The sequence below is a fragment of the Pantoea sp. 9140 genome (genome assembly GCF_000745295.1).
GTDB classification, from domain to species: domain Bacteria; phylum Pseudomonadota; class Gammaproteobacteria; order Enterobacterales; family Enterobacteriaceae; genus Pantoea; species Pantoea vagans.
On sequence record NZ_JQNO01000001.1, the window covers coordinates 279,392 to 293,773 of the forward strand.

At 54.9% G+C, this 14,382-nt stretch carries 15 protein-coding genes and 3 tRNA genes; 8 read left to right on the forward strand and 10 right to left on the reverse strand.

Annotated features, from left to right (window positions below; all coding sequences use genetic code 11):
• Positions 1–13 precede the first annotated feature (13 nt).
• On the reverse strand, positions 14–403 hold the full coding sequence (locus tag FA92_RS01185; protein ID WP_013356669.1) for a tautomerase family protein: 390 nt from the start codon (positions 401–403) through the stop codon (positions 14–16).
• A 102-nt stretch (positions 404–505) separates the two neighbouring features.
• On the opposite strand from FA92_RS01185, the gene FA92_RS01190 reads away from it, so the two are divergent.
• Positions 506–1,423: a LysR family transcriptional regulator gene (locus tag FA92_RS01190; RefSeq protein WP_013356670.1), complete on the forward strand. Its 918-nt coding sequence runs from the start codon at positions 506–508 to the stop codon at positions 1,421–1,423.
• On the opposite strand, the gene FA92_RS01195 is transcribed toward FA92_RS01190, so the two are convergent.
• On the reverse strand, positions 1,400–2,413 hold the full coding sequence (locus FA92_RS01195; protein ID WP_013356671.1) for a capsular polysaccharide synthesis protein: 1,014 nt from the start codon (positions 2,411–2,413) through the stop codon (positions 1,400–1,402). The two genes, FA92_RS01190 and FA92_RS01195, sit on opposite strands and share 24 nt — an antisense overlap.
• A 504-nt stretch (positions 2,414–2,917) precedes the next feature.
• Here FA92_RS01195 and FA92_RS01200 point away from each other — a divergent pair.
• Positions 2,918–3,883, forward strand: coding sequence for a hypothetical protein (locus FA92_RS01200; RefSeq protein ID WP_013356672.1), 966 nt, complete (start codon positions 2,918–2,920; stop codon positions 3,881–3,883).
• Here the strand turns inward: FA92_RS01200 and FA92_RS01205 are convergent.
• On the reverse strand, positions 3,865–4,419 hold the full coding sequence (locus FA92_RS01205) for a histidine phosphatase family protein (RefSeq protein ID WP_033781772.1): 555 nt from the start codon (positions 4,417–4,419) through the stop codon (positions 3,865–3,867). The two genes, FA92_RS01200 and FA92_RS01205, sit on opposite strands and share 19 nt — an antisense overlap.
• Positions 4,420–4,999: 580 nt before the next feature.
• On the opposite strand from FA92_RS01205, the gene FA92_RS01210 reads away from it, so the two are divergent.
• From FA92_RS01210 to FA92_RS01220, 3 genes are all read left to right on the forward strand, one after another.
• Positions 5,000–6,388: an MFS transporter gene (locus FA92_RS01210; protein ID WP_013356675.1), complete on the forward strand. Its 1,389-nt coding sequence runs from the start codon at positions 5,000–5,002 to the stop codon at positions 6,386–6,388.
• An 87-nt stretch (positions 6,389–6,475) separates the two neighbouring features.
• A complete protein-coding gene (locus FA92_RS01215; RefSeq protein ID WP_033784490.1) occupies positions 6,476–7,498 on the forward strand; it encodes a LacI family DNA-binding transcriptional regulator in 1,023 nt (340 codons plus the stop codon).
• 11 nt (positions 7,499–7,509) lie between these two features.
• On the forward strand, positions 7,510–8,496 hold the full coding sequence (locus FA92_RS01220) for a nucleoside hydrolase (protein ID WP_033781773.1): 987 nt from the start codon (positions 7,510–7,512) through the stop codon (positions 8,494–8,496).
• Between the two features lie 149 nt (positions 8,497–8,645).
• Here the strand turns inward: FA92_RS01220 and FA92_RS01225 are convergent, their stop codons facing one another.
• From FA92_RS01225 to FA92_RS01235, 3 genes are all read right to left on the reverse strand, one after another.
• A complete protein-coding gene (locus FA92_RS01225; protein ID WP_013356678.1) occupies positions 8,646–9,110 on the reverse strand; it encodes a YbaK/EbsC family protein in 465 nt (154 codons plus the stop codon).
• Between the two features lie 94 nt (positions 9,111–9,204).
• The gene (fhuF, locus tag FA92_RS01230; RefSeq protein WP_033781774.1) at positions 9,205–9,999 is read right to left on the reverse strand and encodes a siderophore-iron reductase FhuF; all 795 of its coding nucleotides are present in this window, start codon (positions 9,997–9,999) and stop codon (positions 9,205–9,207) included.
• A 184-nt stretch (positions 10,000–10,183) separates the two neighbouring features.
• Complete coding sequence (locus tag FA92_RS01235) at positions 10,184–11,281, reverse strand: diguanylate cyclase (protein WP_033781775.1); 1,098 nt, start codon at positions 11,279–11,281, stop codon at positions 10,184–10,186.
• Between the two features lie 232 nt (positions 11,282–11,513).
• On the opposite strand from FA92_RS01235, the gene FA92_RS01240 reads away from it, so the two are divergent.
• On the forward strand, positions 11,514–11,798 hold the full coding sequence (locus FA92_RS01240) for a DUF1435 domain-containing protein (RefSeq protein ID WP_033781777.1): 285 nt from the start codon (positions 11,514–11,516) through the stop codon (positions 11,796–11,798).
• Between the two features lie 146 nt (positions 11,799–11,944).
• Here the strand turns inward: FA92_RS01240 and FA92_RS01245 are convergent.
• From FA92_RS01245 to rsmC, 4 genes are all read right to left on the reverse strand, one after another.
• Positions 11,945–12,031: transfer RNA gene (locus FA92_RS01245), tRNA-Leu, on the reverse strand.
• A 28-nt stretch (positions 12,032–12,059) separates the two neighbouring features.
• Positions 12,060–12,146 (reverse strand) — tRNA-Leu (locus FA92_RS01250).
• A 30-nt stretch (positions 12,147–12,176) separates the two neighbouring features.
• A tRNA-Leu gene (locus tag FA92_RS01255) sits at positions 12,177–12,263 on the reverse strand.
• Between the two features lie 151 nt (positions 12,264–12,414).
• Positions 12,415–13,446 (reverse strand): 16S rRNA (guanine(1207)-N(2))-methyltransferase RsmC, encoded by a 1,032-nt coding sequence (rsmC, locus tag FA92_RS01260; protein ID WP_033781779.1) that lies wholly within the window; start codon positions 13,444–13,446, stop codon positions 12,415–12,417.
• A gap of 106 nt (positions 13,447–13,552) precedes the next feature.
• On the opposite strand from rsmC, the gene FA92_RS01265 reads away from it, so the two are divergent.
• Both FA92_RS01265 and rimI read left to right on the forward strand, forming a co-directional pair.
• On the forward strand, positions 13,553–13,963 hold the full coding sequence (locus tag FA92_RS01265) for a DNA polymerase III subunit psi (protein WP_033781781.1): 411 nt from the start codon (positions 13,553–13,555) through the stop codon (positions 13,961–13,963).
• Positions 13,935–14,375 (forward strand): ribosomal protein S18-alanine N-acetyltransferase, encoded by a 441-nt coding sequence (rimI, locus tag FA92_RS01270; RefSeq protein WP_013356684.1) that lies wholly within the window; start codon positions 13,935–13,937, stop codon positions 14,373–14,375. Before FA92_RS01265 ends, rimI begins: the two co-directional genes overlap by 29 nt.
• Positions 14,376–14,382 lie beyond the last annotated feature (7 nt).

A 14,382-nucleotide genomic window follows, 5' to 3' on the forward strand; every position in this document is an offset into this window, starting at 1 on the left:
GTCAGGACGTTTTTCAGAGTTTGCCGGTGAGGTATTGCGCTTCTCCGTCGGCAAAACTCCAGTCACCTTTGTCATTGGTGATAAAGCTGATCATTAAATCGTTGCCCTGCACGCCACAGTGCTCACGCAGCTCACGCGCCAGCTCCGCCATAAAATGTTGCTTCTGTTCACGACTGCGTGGGCTGGTATAAACCCGCACCATCACCAGATTATCGCTGCGGCTGAATCCCAGGCCGGTATCCTGAAACACCATCTGATAGCGCTTGTTTTCCTGAACAATCTGATAACGATCCCGTTCAGGCACCTTAAAGGCTGTCAGCACGGCACGGTGCGCCGCATCCAGCAGTGTACGCAGCTCTGATTCTGAACGACCCTGAATAACATCGAATTGCAGCAGTGGCATGGTGAATTCCTCATCGTGATTAATGAGCCTATGGTGACCCCTTTATCCGGCGGGAAAAAGCGCGTAGCCTGAAATGATTATTCACTATAATGAACAATCGCAATGAAAGAGATGAAAACGGATACGCTGTGGGATCATCTTCACTGGCTGACCGTACTGGCTGAGCAGGGCAGCTTTACCCGCGCGGCGGAGCGGCTGGACGTCAGCAAAGCTGCGATGAGTCAGAAAATCAAAGAGCTGGAGCAGATAGCCGGTGTACTGCTGGTACAGCGTACCACGCGCAGCGTACGACTGACATCAGCGGGTGAGAAGCTGGTGGAGGAGTTACGCGAGCCTTTTGCCCGCATCGAACAGAGTTTTTTCAGCGTGCGTGATACCGCCGGGCCAGTGCGTGGTCTGGTGCGTATTACCGCGCCGGTAGCGTTTGCCCGGCAGCAGCTGGTGCCGATTATTGGTGAGTTTCTGCGTGACTATCCGCAACTGCGTCTGCAGCTGGATGTGACCGACCGCATTGTGTCGCTGAGCAGTGAGGGGTTTGATCTGGCCATCCGGCACAGTGACACGCTGCCGGAAACCCATGTGGCGCTGCCGCTGTGTGATACGCAGACAGTGTTGGTGGCCTCACCTGCCTATCTTAATCAACAGGGTATACCGAACACGCCGCAGGATCTGATGCAGCATAACTGCCTTTACTATCCGCGTGGTGTTGAATCACCGCGCTGGCGGTTTGTAACCGCAGCGGATGGTGAAGAGGTGCAGGTGCGGATTCAGGGCTGCTTTGCCACTAACAACAGTGAGTCGATACGTGATGCCGCTCTGCAGGGACTGGGAATCGCGATGCTGCCCGACTTCAGCGCCCGTGAAGCGCTGGCCGCAGGCTCTTTGCAGCAGGTGTTACCTGAGTGGCAGCCGGTGGAGGCCTTTGCCGCCCGCCTGTGGATCGTCCGACCCTGGGCGGCGCAGGTACCCCGCGCGGTCACCACTTTTACGCAGTGGCTACGCGCGCGCTTTGACCGTTGATGGCAATGCCAGCGCAGATGATGGGGTGTGCATCATCTCGCCAATCAGGCTGCTGCGGTTATACAAACCCAGTCGCAGATTGAAGTCGAGATGCAGTCGCTCGTTGCCGGTTAATTTGATAATCGGTGGTGGCGTCTCTGGCCGCTGCTGAAACATCACAGACTGCGCAAACGCGCTGCTGCTGTCGGCATGCAGGCGCTGATAGTACCAGGCGCTGGCTTCACCTTTACGCAGATAAAGATTAGCCCGCCGGTATTCGCGCATCGCGACCTGCTGCGCCAGCGACAGAAGCTGGCGTGACGGATTATCTACATTTTGCACAATCAGCGGAAAATCATCACGCTTCTTAAGCTCATGGAAATAGTTGCGGATACCGACGTTTTTAACCGGTGCCAGCTGTTTCAGCCATTCGCGAATAAAGGCATTCTGCGGCGGCGCGGCAATAAACCAGCTCTCGGTGACCGGCGCAAGCAGGTTCAGCGTTGATTGCTCGCGATAGTAGCCGATGAGATCCATTGGCCGCGCATGGTGAACGCGATGCACCCAGGCAAGATTTTCAAACAGCAGGGTGCTGCAGTCGATGCCAATACCGCCATAGCGGTGAATCAGCTCAAGCCGGATTATTTCACTTTTATGTGCCAGCGTCAGATCGGAAGAGATAAAGCTGAGTTCGGGCAGCCACTGCGACAGAGTGCGCTGCGTGACCAGATAAACCTGGTGGTCGGGGTTGTCCCGCCGGATTTTACTGATATTCAGCGCCATTGACGTCGGCAGCTGATCGTTATGCCAGACCATCCAGACAATCTTTGGAATCTCGGGCAGATCTTTCTGCTGAGCAATCAATACGACATTATCTTCCTGTCCCGGATCATATTCCGGTGCCTGACAGAGGCTCTGCTGTTTCTTATTCCATAACATCTGGCTACTGAACGATATTCTTTTCCAGTTACGCCAGAGTTTATGTGCTGGACGTTGGCGATGTGAAGTCATGGTACACCTGTTATTTTTATTTTCCCGCTATAGTGCAGGCTCTGCCCGTTGTGCCTGAGGCGTGAACGGGCGGCATTGCATACTGAGTGCAATCCCGATGAGTGCGGGAATTAATGAATAGTTTTCCCTGGTGGCGACGCAGTGCGGGAGCGCGCGATAGTTTCCTCACGGCTTTTTAATTGCACTGCACCTTTTTAATAAAACATTATTTACACATTAGCTATGTCTTTTTTTGACTTTAGGATAATACGGAAATAATCCGGTCACCTTAATGGAATAATAATATCGCCACTGTTAATCAGTTATTTAAATGTGGCGGAACGCATAACTAAGGAATGTCTGAATATTATGCTAAGCCTTTGGCTTCTCTCAGGGCCCGGACCTCAGAAACAGTGAATATTGCGCTTAACGTGTGGCGTAAGCCCGGCTCAACAATTTGCGGAATCGGACAGCCGGAAGAGGATTGTCTACGCTTAAGAAGAACTTACTGAGAAAGGAGCGCGCATGCAGAGTGAATCCTATGGTTTACTGGCGGTTGATAAGAAGGGCAATCGCGTCCTGTTTCTTAACCCGGAAACCTTCGCGGTCGAGCGCGAGCTGAACGCTTTTCCACCGCGGCCGCATGAACTCCTGATGCTGGCACCCTGGGGTAAAGCGTATGTGCCTATCTATGGTGACGGTGTTCATGGCAATAACCCGCATCCGGGTCACAAAGTGGCGATCATTGATTTGCAGCGTCGTGAGATCAGCGGCTTTATCGATCTGTCGCCGTTGCGAGCACCACACAGCGGGCAACTGGGCCGCGATGGCAAAGTCTATCTCTGCTGTGAGCAGAGCGCCGCCGTAGCCGTAATCGATCCGCAGACCGACAAAGTGGAAAAGATCATCCCGATTCCTTCTCACAACGCGCATCGCCTGACGCTGTCACCCAGCGGCCGCAAACTGTTCACCGATAACGAAGAGGATGCGACCATCACCGTCGTGGATCTCTGTGAAGCAGAGGGACGGGTAATTGATACGATTCTGCTGCCGGGCCCGATTGCGGGTATCGCCGCCTCACCAAAACACCCTTATCTGGTCGCCAGCGCAGCAGATGCGCCGTTGCTCTATGTGATCGACCGACAGAGCCACCGTATTCGCCAGCGCATTACGCTGCCGGGTCATCAGCAGCCCTGCCAGGTGGTTCGCTTCAGCGCCGATGGCGAACAGCTGGTGGCGATTGGCGATCAAGAACCGCTGGTAACGCTGTTTGACGACCTGCTGAATCCGCTGGGCGATATCAGCGTGGGAAACATGCCGATGGATGGCTGCTTCACGCCAGACAGGCAACAGCTGCTGATTGCGAATCAGGATGACGGCACGCTGAGTGTGATCGATCTGGCGCAGCGTAAAGTGATTGCCACACCGCGTGTCGGAACGGGCTGTGAGGTGCTGGGCTATTTTCCGATGGGTCAGATAAACGGACGATGATAGATCGCAGAACTCCAGTGGCGGCTGCTGGCATGTTTCTCTGCCTGCCAGCCGCGTTTACGTAATTCTCGCGCAATCATCTTGTTCATGATGCCGTGGCCCAGCAGCAGCACCGTGCCACGCCGTGAGTGCTCGATCAGCTTCTCTGCCGCCGCCGAGGCCCGGCTGCGCGCATGTTGCAGCGACTCCGCTTCACCCGCATAACCGCAGAACCACAACAGCCGCAGTAAGGCCAGCCAGCAGATTGTCGGCAGTTGAAAATCCCCCGTTCGCAGCAGCGGTACGGCGACTTCGCTGTAGAGCGCATCAATCTCATGAGGCTGCAGGCCAAGCTGGCTCAGAGAAGATTGCGCGCGGGGCAGGGGACTGCAGACAATAATTGCGGCCTGACGAGCAATCTTAATACTGCGCGGTGGCGGCCCGTCACTGACTCCGGACTGATCGTAAGCTTCGCACCAGTCTGCCAGTGCCTGCACGCTCTGGCGACCCGCTGCCTGGTGGTCAGGTTTACCGTGTCGCATCAGAATAATGGTCATAACACCTCTGTCAGGCTTTTTTTCAGGGTAACGCATTGTCTGCGCTTGCCGCGATTTTTCAGAATAAAGATGAAGTGTCATCTGCAGGTAATCCGGGTGTGCGACAACAGAACCCGATGAAAGGATTTTAGCCCCGCTTATAACGCTTAATGATTAGAGAAAATGCTAACTTACCGCGCAGAGTGATTTTTTATTGTGCGATATAGTGGAGTTAACTGGCTGAATTTGCGCTGAAAATGTGTGATGACGCAATGTGATAGTGAAGTTTTACTAACAATTTGCGCCGGGATCTCTTGATTTATCTACGCGCGTAGATACACTAGGTCCCCAGTGATTGCTCACGGTGCGATGCACAGTAGGCTCCATTGATTGTTAAGTTACATTCGCTCAGTTTAAGCGACCGGTGAAAAATACATCGGCGAAACGGGGCGAAGAACAAGATTCCAACACCAGGGAATCCTTTAACCTTTCATCATGGTTAGTCAACTGAACGTCGCCACCGGGGGAATTCCGCTTTCATCAGGGAATCGACCCATGGACGGGCGTTTATCAATCTGCATACTCATTCAGGGATAGGGTTATGACGGCACACAATTCCGTTAAGCAGCAGGCATCACTGTCTTCCACCTCAGCCGCCGACGAGCGGTTTAACACTTCTTCAGGCCGCAAAGATTTCTGGCGCGCCACTTTCTCATGCTGGCTCGGAACGGCAATGGAGTACGCGGATTTCGCGCTCTACGGTCTGGCTGCCGGTATCATCTTTGGCGACGTATTCTTTCCGGAATCGACTCCCGCAATGGCACTGCTCTCCAGCTTTGCTACCTGGTCAGTCGGCTTTGTTGCCCGGCCTATCGGCGCACTCTTTTTCGGCTGGCTCGGCGACCGCAAAGGCCGAAAGGTCGTGATGATCTCCACCATCATTCTGATGGGCGCTTCCACCACCTTTATCGGCTTAATACCGAGCTATGCCGCGATTGGTGTCTGGGCTCCGGCTTGTCTGGTGCTGCTGCGCTTTACCCAGGGTTTCGGCGCGGGCGCAGAGTTATCGGGCGGCACGGTGATGCTGGGTGAATATGCGCCCGTTAAGCGTCGTGGGCTGGTTTCATCCGTTATTGCTCTGGGGTCTAACAGCGGTACGTTGCTGGCCTCGCTGGTCTGGCTGCTGGTAGTGCAGATGGATCAGCAGAGCCTGCTGGAGTGGGGCTGGCGTATTCCCTTCCTCAGCAGTGCGCTGATTGCCCTTGTTGCGCTGTGGATTCGACGTCACCTGCGTGAAACGCCAGTGTTTGAGCGCAGGAAAGCGGAAATGGAAGCGGAACGTGCAGGCGTACTGGCCGCGCCAGTCGTGGACTCGCGTCCTTTCTTCCAGCGTACCCGCGCTTTCTGGACCATGATAGGTTTGCGCATCGGCGAAAATGGCCCTTCTTATCTGGCTCAGGGCTTCATGGTGGGTTATGTCGCGAAGGTGCTGATGGTGGATAAGTCCGTACCTACGACGGCGGTGTTCCTTGCCTCACTGCTGGGCTTCCTGATTATTCCGTTTGCGGGCTGGCTCTCTGATCGTTTTGGTCGCCGGATCGTTTATCGCGTCTTCTGCCTGTTACTGATGATCTACGCCTGGCCCGCCTTTACGCTGCTGGACACGCGTGAACCGATGCTGGTGATCCCGGTTATCGTGGTCGGTATGGCGCTGGCGTCACTGGGTATTTATGGGGTGCAGGCGGCATGGGGCGTGGAAATGTTCGGCGTTCAACATCGCTACACCAAAATGGCGGTGGCCAAAGAGCTTGGCTCGATTTTATCCGGCGGCACGGCACCGCTTATTGCCGCTGCTATGCTCTCTTATACCGGTCACTGGTGGCCGATTGCGGTCTACTTCTCGGCAATGGCCGCCATTGGATTCTTTACCACTTTTGTCGCTCCTGAGACGCGAGGGCGGAATCTCAATCTGCCTGAAGATGCCATCTAGATTTACCTGAACGTGCCGTCTGCCAGGAGAGAGCGATAAACAGCAGGCCGTGTAAAGCGGCCTGTTTTTTTTATGGAGGAACGTGATGTGCCTAAGTCGTTAACGGGAAAAGTGACCCGCAGTGAAGTTGCGAAAGCGGCAGGCACCTCAGTGGCAGTCGTCAGTTATGTCATCAATAACGGGCCTCGTCCGGTCGCTGAGGCGACCCGTCAGCGGGTACTGGAGGCGATTAAAGCCACCGGTTACCGGCCCAATGCAGCAGCACGCGCGCTGGCCTCCGGCAACACCAAAACGTTTGGGCTGGTGGTACCCAACATCGGCAATCCCTTCGTGGCGTCAATGGCGCACGTGTTGTTGCAGGAGTCGATGAACCACGGTCACGTCATGCTGCTGGGTGATGCAGGTGATGACCGCAAACGCGAACTGGAGTTAATTCAGGGGCTGCTCAATCGGCAGGTCGATGGTCTGTTTTACAATAGCGTCGATCGCCATCCTTACATCGACCTGATTAAAGCCAGCGGAACGCCACTGGTGATGCTGGAGCGGGTTGAGCCTCAGCCGGGCGTGAACATGCTGCGGGTCAATGAGCGTCAGGCCGCGTGGCAGGTGACGGCACATCTGTTGAGTCACGGTTATCAGCAGGTAGGGATCATCAGCGGCCCGGTCGATATGCTCAACGCACAGGATCGTATTCAGGGCTGGCGCGATGCCATGCACGATCGTGGCCTGCCGATTGATGAGTCGCTGATGTTCCCCGCCAGCTACACCCCACAGGGCGGCTACGAGGCGGCACAAACCATGATCGCCCGCGGCTGTGTGCCTCGTGCGTTGTTTACCAGCAATGAAGGTCAGGCGATTGGCGCGCTTCGCGCCTTTTCCGAACATCACCTTCACGTGCCGCAGGATGTGGCACTGGTCTGCTTTAACGGGACCAATCACTCGTCGTTTCATGTTCCGACATTAACGACCGTGCGCCAGCCACTGCGTGAGATGGCACGCTCTGCGATTCAGATGCTGAAAGAGGGGCAAAGCGAAGCGCAATTAAAGGAGTTTCCACACTATCTTGAAATTGGTGAATCCTGCGGCTGTCAGCCGCAAAGTCAGAGTTAATTTATAAAAATATGAAAAGAATCATTATTGATTGCGATCCCGGCAATGGGATCGCGGGTGCCAACACCGATGATGGGCTGGCGATTGCGCTGGCCTTAGCTTCACCAGCCCTGTCGCTGGAATTGATCACTACCGTAGCGGGTAACACGCCATGTGACGTGGGTGCACGCGTTGCCAAAGATCTGATCGTCCGGCTGGGATTATCTATCCCGGTCGTACAGGGCGCGACGCAGGCGTTACAGGAAGATCCTGCGCCATGGCGCGAGACGCTGGATCATCGGGTCAATCAGCTTGCGCTGGAAAAACTCTGGCAGGATGTGCGTCAGCCAGCCGATATTGCGGCGGATGCGTTTGATGCGGCTGACGCTATCGGCAAACTTATTTGCGACAATCCGGGCGAGATTACACTGGTAGCAATTGGTCCGCTGACGAATGTGGCGCTGGCGATGCAGCGCTATCCCGCCATGGCAGAATCGGTGGCGGAAATTGTGATCATGGGTGGCGTCTTCTCGCTGGATGATTACATCAAAGACACCAATTTTGGTCTGGATCCCGAGGCGGCGCATCAGGTGTTGTACAGCGGTGCTGCGGTAACACTGGTGCCGATGGATGTCACCACGCAGACGCTGCTGACCCAGCAGGATCTGACACGTCTCACCGCGGCCGATCATCCGCTGACCGAATTTGTACGCGACACGCTGCGCCCGTGGATCGACTATTCAATGGAAACCCGTCAGCTGGCAGGATGCTGGATCCACGATGCGCTGGTGGTCGCCTGGTTGCTGAATCAGCGAGTCGCCTCGGGTATCGATTACCGGGTTGATATCGAACTACGTCCCGGTGCGACGCGTGGCAAAAGCTGGCGTTATCGTCAGCCGCTTCGGCTCACTGTCGGTGTGCCTGATCACTGCGGTGCATCGGTGCATGTGCTGCATAGCGTCGATAACACGCTGCTGTTGTCGATCATCGAACAGGCATTTAAGCGCCTGACATCCTGAAGTCATGGGCGATTAACTGCGCCCGCTTACTGCGCGTGATTAACTGCCATGATGGGGCGGTGATTATCATCGGCTGATAAAATCTGTCAGGTTGTCAGCAGCATTCGGGCGCAGGCAGAAATGCAGGGTTTGTGAGCCGATGCAAAGCGTTAAATCGCTTCGCATACGTCGATCCAGCGGGCGTTAGTCAGTTCAGCCATCTGCTGTGGCGAGATGCGGACGGCGCTGTGGATAGCGCCAGCGGCGGGCAGGACTTCTTCAAAGCTGCGCAGTGAAACATCACAGTAGACGGTCAGCGGATTCTCCAGACCGAACGGACAGACGCCGCCCACCGGGTGGCCGGTCCAGTTAATCACCTCGTCGACGCTCAGCATCCGCGCTTTCGCGCCCAGAGCCGCTTTCAGCTTGCGATTATCCAGCCGGGCATCGCCGCGTGTCACAATCAGCACCACGTCGTTTTTCACTTTCAGTGACAGGGTCTTGGCAATCTCTCCTGGCGTCACGCCATGGGCGCGTGCAGCCATCCCGACCGTTGCAGTGCTTTCTGCCAGCTCAATAATTTCAATTTCAGGGGCGTGTTCGGCAAAGAACTGGCGCACGGACTCCAGACTCATCTTTCTCTCCAGGCTGATCGAAGGCGTAAAAATTGCCACAAGCCTCAGTGCCTGTAAACGAGATAAACGGAGAATTCGCTGTAATTAAGTCTGTTTAGCTGCCGCTCAGGGTGCAGTTGCCGCATTGTTCGACATCAGGGATGCGATAACGCTGGCAGCAGCTGCGACGGACCAGTTCGCCATTACGCGGGATCATGGTGCGGTAGAGTGGGTTTTCGCTGCCATCCAGCAGCCGCTGGTTGAAGAACAGCGCCTGCTCCAGTTGCAGGATCAGCGCCTCATCGATCTGGCTTTTCAGCTCACCCAGGAACCACTGGAATGAGTAGCCCATGTTGTTCCAGATGAGTCGGGCGTTGATATCACCATGCTGCGTAATACCTTTGACCACCGGGATCAGATGCTGCTGAATCAGCCGATCAATGCGCTGCAGCGAATTAAGATAGCGCGCTTCTTCATCTTCCTGCACATCGATCCAGAACGTGGCCGGATGGCCATTCTCATGAAATCCGACGCGAATATGCTCAGGCGAGCAGTCCAGCGCACGTGACTCCTGCAATAACGCCATGATGAGCGGAGGCAGCAGAAGGCCAAAATACCACTGTGCCCAGAGTGACAGCACCGGTTTCGCTTCACGAACGGCATCAGGATGATCGCGATAAAGATAATCGCTATAGCGCTGGATGAGCGGGGCAAAGGCCTCTGATTCCGACCAGTCGGCAAGCGTCAGCGTTTCGCGCGGTGCAGACTGGCTTAACTTCGTCGATTCAAGCAGATAGCTGCGCTGTTGCTGCAGCCGCTCATGCAGACTTTCCGCCAGCGGGCGGTCATTCTGCCGGAAGATCATCGACTGAGCGCTAAAACGCTGTTCCTGAGCTGAAGCAGTTGCCATGACGACTCGCAGAAAGTGTAGATAGGAAAGCAAATGATAATCGTTATTGATTAACTCTACAAGTCGTGTAAAAAATCGTCGCTGCTGGCGGGAAAACGGCGGGGGTTGAGAGCGGCCATCAGGCCAGACAGAGCAACACATCGCTCGCCACTGTTCCGGTCAGCAACGACCGCGTTATGCTTACTCAGGCATGTTCGCTGGAGGTCTGAGGCTGCTGTCGGGGCAAATCTTCCCAGGCGAGAATGGTATTGCGACCCTGATTTTTAGCCACATATAACGCGCTGTCCGCATTGGCGACCGCCAGATCGAACTCATTATCATAAATGGGCGCGATGCCCGCACTGATAGTCACGTGGGTGGAAACGGTCTCATTGAAAAGGTGAGGGATTTCTAAATCCAGCACATACTGGCGAATTCGCTCTGCCAGCTTCATGGCGATCGAACTGTTCACATTGGTCATCAGCACCAGAAACTCTTCGCCGCCGTAGCGGGTGACGACATCGCGCGAACGCACCGCATCACGAATCGCGACAGAGACACGCGCCAGTGCCTGATCGCCCATCGCATGCCCATAATTATCGTTGTAGGCCTTGAAGTGGTCGATATCCAGCAGCAGCACGTAGTGGCTGCCGGCGTGGTTTTCAAGAATATTATCGAGCCGGTTCTTCAGGCCGCGGCGGTTATAAAGTCCGGTCAGCGGATCGAGCATGCTGAGGTCGCTGAATGTCTCTTTCTCTTCATAGAGCTGATGCATCAGGCGCAGGGTAAAGTTGTCGGCACGGCGGCGCATCAGATGCTGCAGGGAGAAACCGATCAGAGGCAGGATAATGGTCAGCAGGATCAGCGGCAGATGCTGTCCATTGTCAAGCAGTAATACGGTGAAGACCGGCGGCGCGACGTGCAGACAAAATGCACCCAGATAATCGCTCAGGGCGATGGCACTGATAAATAACACACTGATCAAACTGATAATAAGAAAGCCACCATCAAAATAGAACACCTGATGAAAGCGATAATTAATGTGCCAGGCCCAGAGTATGCCCAGCAGAAGTGCCACAGGATTTAACAGGGGAAGTTTTAGTCTGGGCCATATTAAATAGGTAATTAACATGATGCCGCTAAAAGCAGCCACACAAATTACCGGCAGTGTCGCGTCATTGGTCTCATTGCTCATTACAGGCAGCAGATAAAATAGCGAAACGGCGATATTTAAAAAGAGAAAAAGCATCACTGAAAGCCGGTATTTACTCTGTTTCAGTTCTTCATATGATTGTAATTTCATTATAAATACTCGTGACGGCCCTGAAATACCAAAGCGCAAGCCGGCAAAAAAAAGATTCTGCCAGAGAGTGAGCAAATTATTGCTGTTGCTGTTATTAAAAGTGTTATCGGCCGCAATCTAGCATTTTCCAACTGGTCTGTCATCTTCGTTGCCGGACGTGACAAAAACAGGCTGCAAGGCCGTTAAAACTGTCATATGATAATGGGAATGCTTATCATTTGAGGTTTGCGTCATGGGGATAGCGATTATTGCGGCCTGCGGCCTGTGGGGAGTCAGCTGGGCATTGGGTAAAAAACTGGATAGCGCGTGGGGCGTATTGCTGCCCTGCATCGCACTGCCGCTGTTCGCCTTATGGGAACCGAGCTTCAGTCAGTGGCGGATGGTCATGACGGTGGCGCTGCTGCTGACTGTCGTGATGCTGTTTAATCAGCGTCTGCGACACTATCTGCTGTTGCCATCCTGCCTGGCATTAGCGGGTGGCCTGGCGGCGATCTCTGTGAATTTTCATCTGAGTTAATCGAGGCGGAGCGGCTGAAAATCGTCGTACAGCGTGAAGCGACCAGATGAGCGAAAGCGAACTGAAAAACTAAAATGAGCAGGAGATAAAACGATACGGCAAGGGAAGCAGAAGGGTATTGCGGGGAAAACAGAGGATGACAACGTTGGTGCGAAGAGAGGGACTTGAACCCTCACGTCCGTTAAGACACTAACACCTGAAGCTAGCGCGTCTACCAATTCCGCCACCTTCGCATCGAGTTGTCTGTTCATATCACCGCAATGGTGCGAAGAGAGGGACTTGAACCCTCACGTCCGTTAAGACACTAACACCTGAAGCTAGCGCGTCTACCAATTCCGCCACCTTCGCGCAGTGCTCGCGATATGAAACATGTGATTTTGGTGCGAAGAGAGGGACTTGAACCCTCACGTCCGTTAGGACACTAACACCTGAAGCTAGCGCGTCTACCAATTCCGCCACCTTCGCATACCCGTAACACCCTGAGAATGTTACAACCACGGAGGCGCATTCTAGAGATTTTACTCTTTGCGTCAACAACTATTTCGTCGGGCTGAAACGATCGCTGTAAAAAGCAACGTTTTCAGCCCGGCAACGCCATTAACGCCGGGAAAAGCGCTTAGCGCGTTTTGGCTCCGCGACCGTAAACAGCGCGATAAACTTTAAAACGACCGGTCTGTGCGATGACTTCGTGACTGCCGAAGGCTTCATCCAGCGCCTGCGGGTAGGGCAGGAAGGTGTTCGCCACAATACGCAACTCGCCGCCGGTGTTCAGGTGTTTCACTGCGCCACGGATCAGCGCCTGGGCGGCGTCGAGGCTGGTCTGGGTACCTTCATGGAACGGCGGGTTCGAGATAATCATGTCGAAACGACCCGTCACGTCAGAGAAGACGTTACTGGCGAAGACTTCGCCCTCGATGCCATTGGCGGCCAGCGTCAATTTACTCGCTTCAATCGCAGCCGCGTGCACGTCACACAGCCACAGACGCACTTTAGGCGAACGGGCCGGCAGAGAGGCGGCAATCACGCCTGCGCCACAGCCCATATCCAGCACTTTACCTTTGGTATGCGGAGTAAAGGTCGAGAGCAGCAGGGCACTGCCGCTGTCCAGGCCGTCACGGCTGAAGACGCCAGGCAGGGTATGAATCGTCAGACCATCCAGCTGATACTGATGACCAAAGCTGCTGGCATCAAACTCAGGCTGTTTGTCCAGGCGACCATGGTAGAGACCACAGCGACGCGCGCTGTCGATTTTTTCCAGTTTCACCCACGACTCCAGCATGCCTTCGGCACTGCGCACGCCGCTGCGGTTTTCACCGACAACGAATACGTCACAGCCGACCGGCAGCAGAGAGAGCAGGTTCTGCAACTGGAACTGCACTTCCGGCTTATTCTTGGTCCAGAAGTAGACCAGCGTATCGCAGCCCTGCACATCTTCTGCCTGCGCAACCATGCCGTAACGCGCCTGCTCGCCCATACGGCGACTCAGGTTTTGCCAGTGATGATATTGCTGGGTGTGAACGCGCGACGAGGCGGTTTCCAGCTGAGCGGGCAGGTCATCCTGCAGATCGCCAGCAAATAAAACATGGCGGGCGGTAAATTCATCACTGTGGCGCAGAATGACTTCGCTGGCCGGGGTTAAAGCAGACATGTAGGGCTCCTGTAAGATCTGAGCGGGGATTATAGTGGTTTGTTGGCGCATGTTCGATGGGTTTGCTAGCATAGCGTCGCATTCAGGCAGCAGAACAGGTAACACCATGACGTCCAGGCGCGACTGGCTTTTACAGCAAATGGGAATTACACAGTACCAGCTGCGCCGCCCGCGCGTGCTTCAGGGCGAAATTGCCGTCACGCTGGCACCGGACACGCAGTTAATTATTGTCGCTGACGCACCACCCGGTCTGCATGAACCGCTGATGCGCGACGTGCTGCATGCTCTTAATCTGCAACCCGCTCAGGTGATGACCGTGACGCCGGATCAGCTGCAAATGCTGCCGGAGACGCTGAACTGCGCGGGCTGGCTGCTCGGCGTAGAGAGTGAACAGCCTTTTAATGGCGTGGCTTTAACCAGCGCCTCTTTCAATGAACTGATCAGTAGCGGCGTCGCCAAACGCGCGCTCTGGCAACAGATGTGTAACCATGACAGCCATCTCTTTACTCACCCCTGACGATCTGGCGCAGGCCTACGCCATTGAGTGTCGTAGTCACGCGTTTCCCTGGAGTGAAAAGACGTTTGCCAGCAATCAGGGCGAGCGCTTTATCAATTTACGTCTCGATGTCGACGGCAAAATGGCCGCTTTTGCCATTACCCAAGTGGTGCTGGACGAAGCCTCGCTGTTTAACATCGCGGTCGATCCCGCCTTTCAGCGCCGGGGACTGGGCCGCCAGCTGCTGCAGCATCTGATCGATGAACTGATCAAACGCGACGTGCTGACGCTGTGGCTGGAAGTGCGGGCCTCGAACCTGCCCGCCATCGCGCTCTATGAGCAGCTTGGATTCAATCAGGTCAGTCGTCGCCCCAACTATTATCCCACCGCCAGCGGCCGTGAAGATGCCATTCTCATGGCCCTGACGCCGTAGTGGTGTT

Excerpts from the sequence above, each read along its gene's own strand:
- FA92_RS01225 (WP_013356678.1), bottom strand. The coding sequence starts at position 9,110 with ATGAGTCTGGAGTCCGTGCGCCAGTTCTTTGCCGAACACGCCCCTGAA.
- FA92_RS01185 (WP_013356669.1), bottom strand. The coding sequence starts at position 403 with ATGCCACTGCTGCAATTCGATGTTATTCAGGGTCGTTCAGAATCAGAG.
- FA92_RS01195 (WP_013356671.1), bottom strand. The coding sequence starts at position 2,413 with ATGACTTCACATCGCCAACGTCCAGCACATAAACTCTGGCGTAACTGG.
- FA92_RS01240 (WP_033781777.1), top strand. The coding sequence starts at position 11,514 with ATGGGGATAGCGATTATTGCGGCCTGCGGCCTGTGGGGAGTCAGCTGG.
- FA92_RS01210 (WP_013356675.1), top strand. The coding sequence starts at position 5,000 with ATGACGGCACACAATTCCGTTAAGCAGCAGGCATCACTGTCTTCCACC.
- fhuF (WP_033781774.1), bottom strand. The coding sequence starts at position 9,999 with ATGGCAACTGCTTCAGCTCAGGAACAGCGTTTTAGCGCTCAGTCGATG.
- FA92_RS01205 (WP_033781772.1), bottom strand. The coding sequence starts at position 4,419 with ATGACCATTATTCTGATGCGACACGGTAAACCTGACCACCAGGCAGCG.
- FA92_RS01265 (WP_033781781.1), top strand. The coding sequence starts at position 13,553 with ATGACGTCCAGGCGCGACTGGCTTTTACAGCAAATGGGAATTACACAG.
- FA92_RS01235 (WP_033781775.1), bottom strand. The coding sequence starts at position 11,281 with ATGAAATTACAATCATATGAAGAACTGAAACAGAGTAAATACCGGCTT.
- rimI (WP_013356684.1), top strand. The coding sequence starts at position 13,935 with ATGACAGCCATCTCTTTACTCACCCCTGACGATCTGGCGCAGGCCTAC.
- FA92_RS01190 (WP_013356670.1), top strand. The coding sequence starts at position 506 with ATGAAAGAGATGAAAACGGATACGCTGTGGGATCATCTTCACTGGCTG.
- rsmC (WP_033781779.1), bottom strand. The coding sequence starts at position 13,446 with ATGTCTGCTTTAACCCCGGCCAGCGAAGTCATTCTGCGCCACAGTGAT.
- FA92_RS01200 (WP_013356672.1), top strand. The coding sequence starts at position 2,918 with ATGCAGAGTGAATCCTATGGTTTACTGGCGGTTGATAAGAAGGGCAAT.
- FA92_RS01220 (WP_033781773.1), top strand. The coding sequence starts at position 7,510 with ATGAAAAGAATCATTATTGATTGCGATCCCGGCAATGGGATCGCGGGT.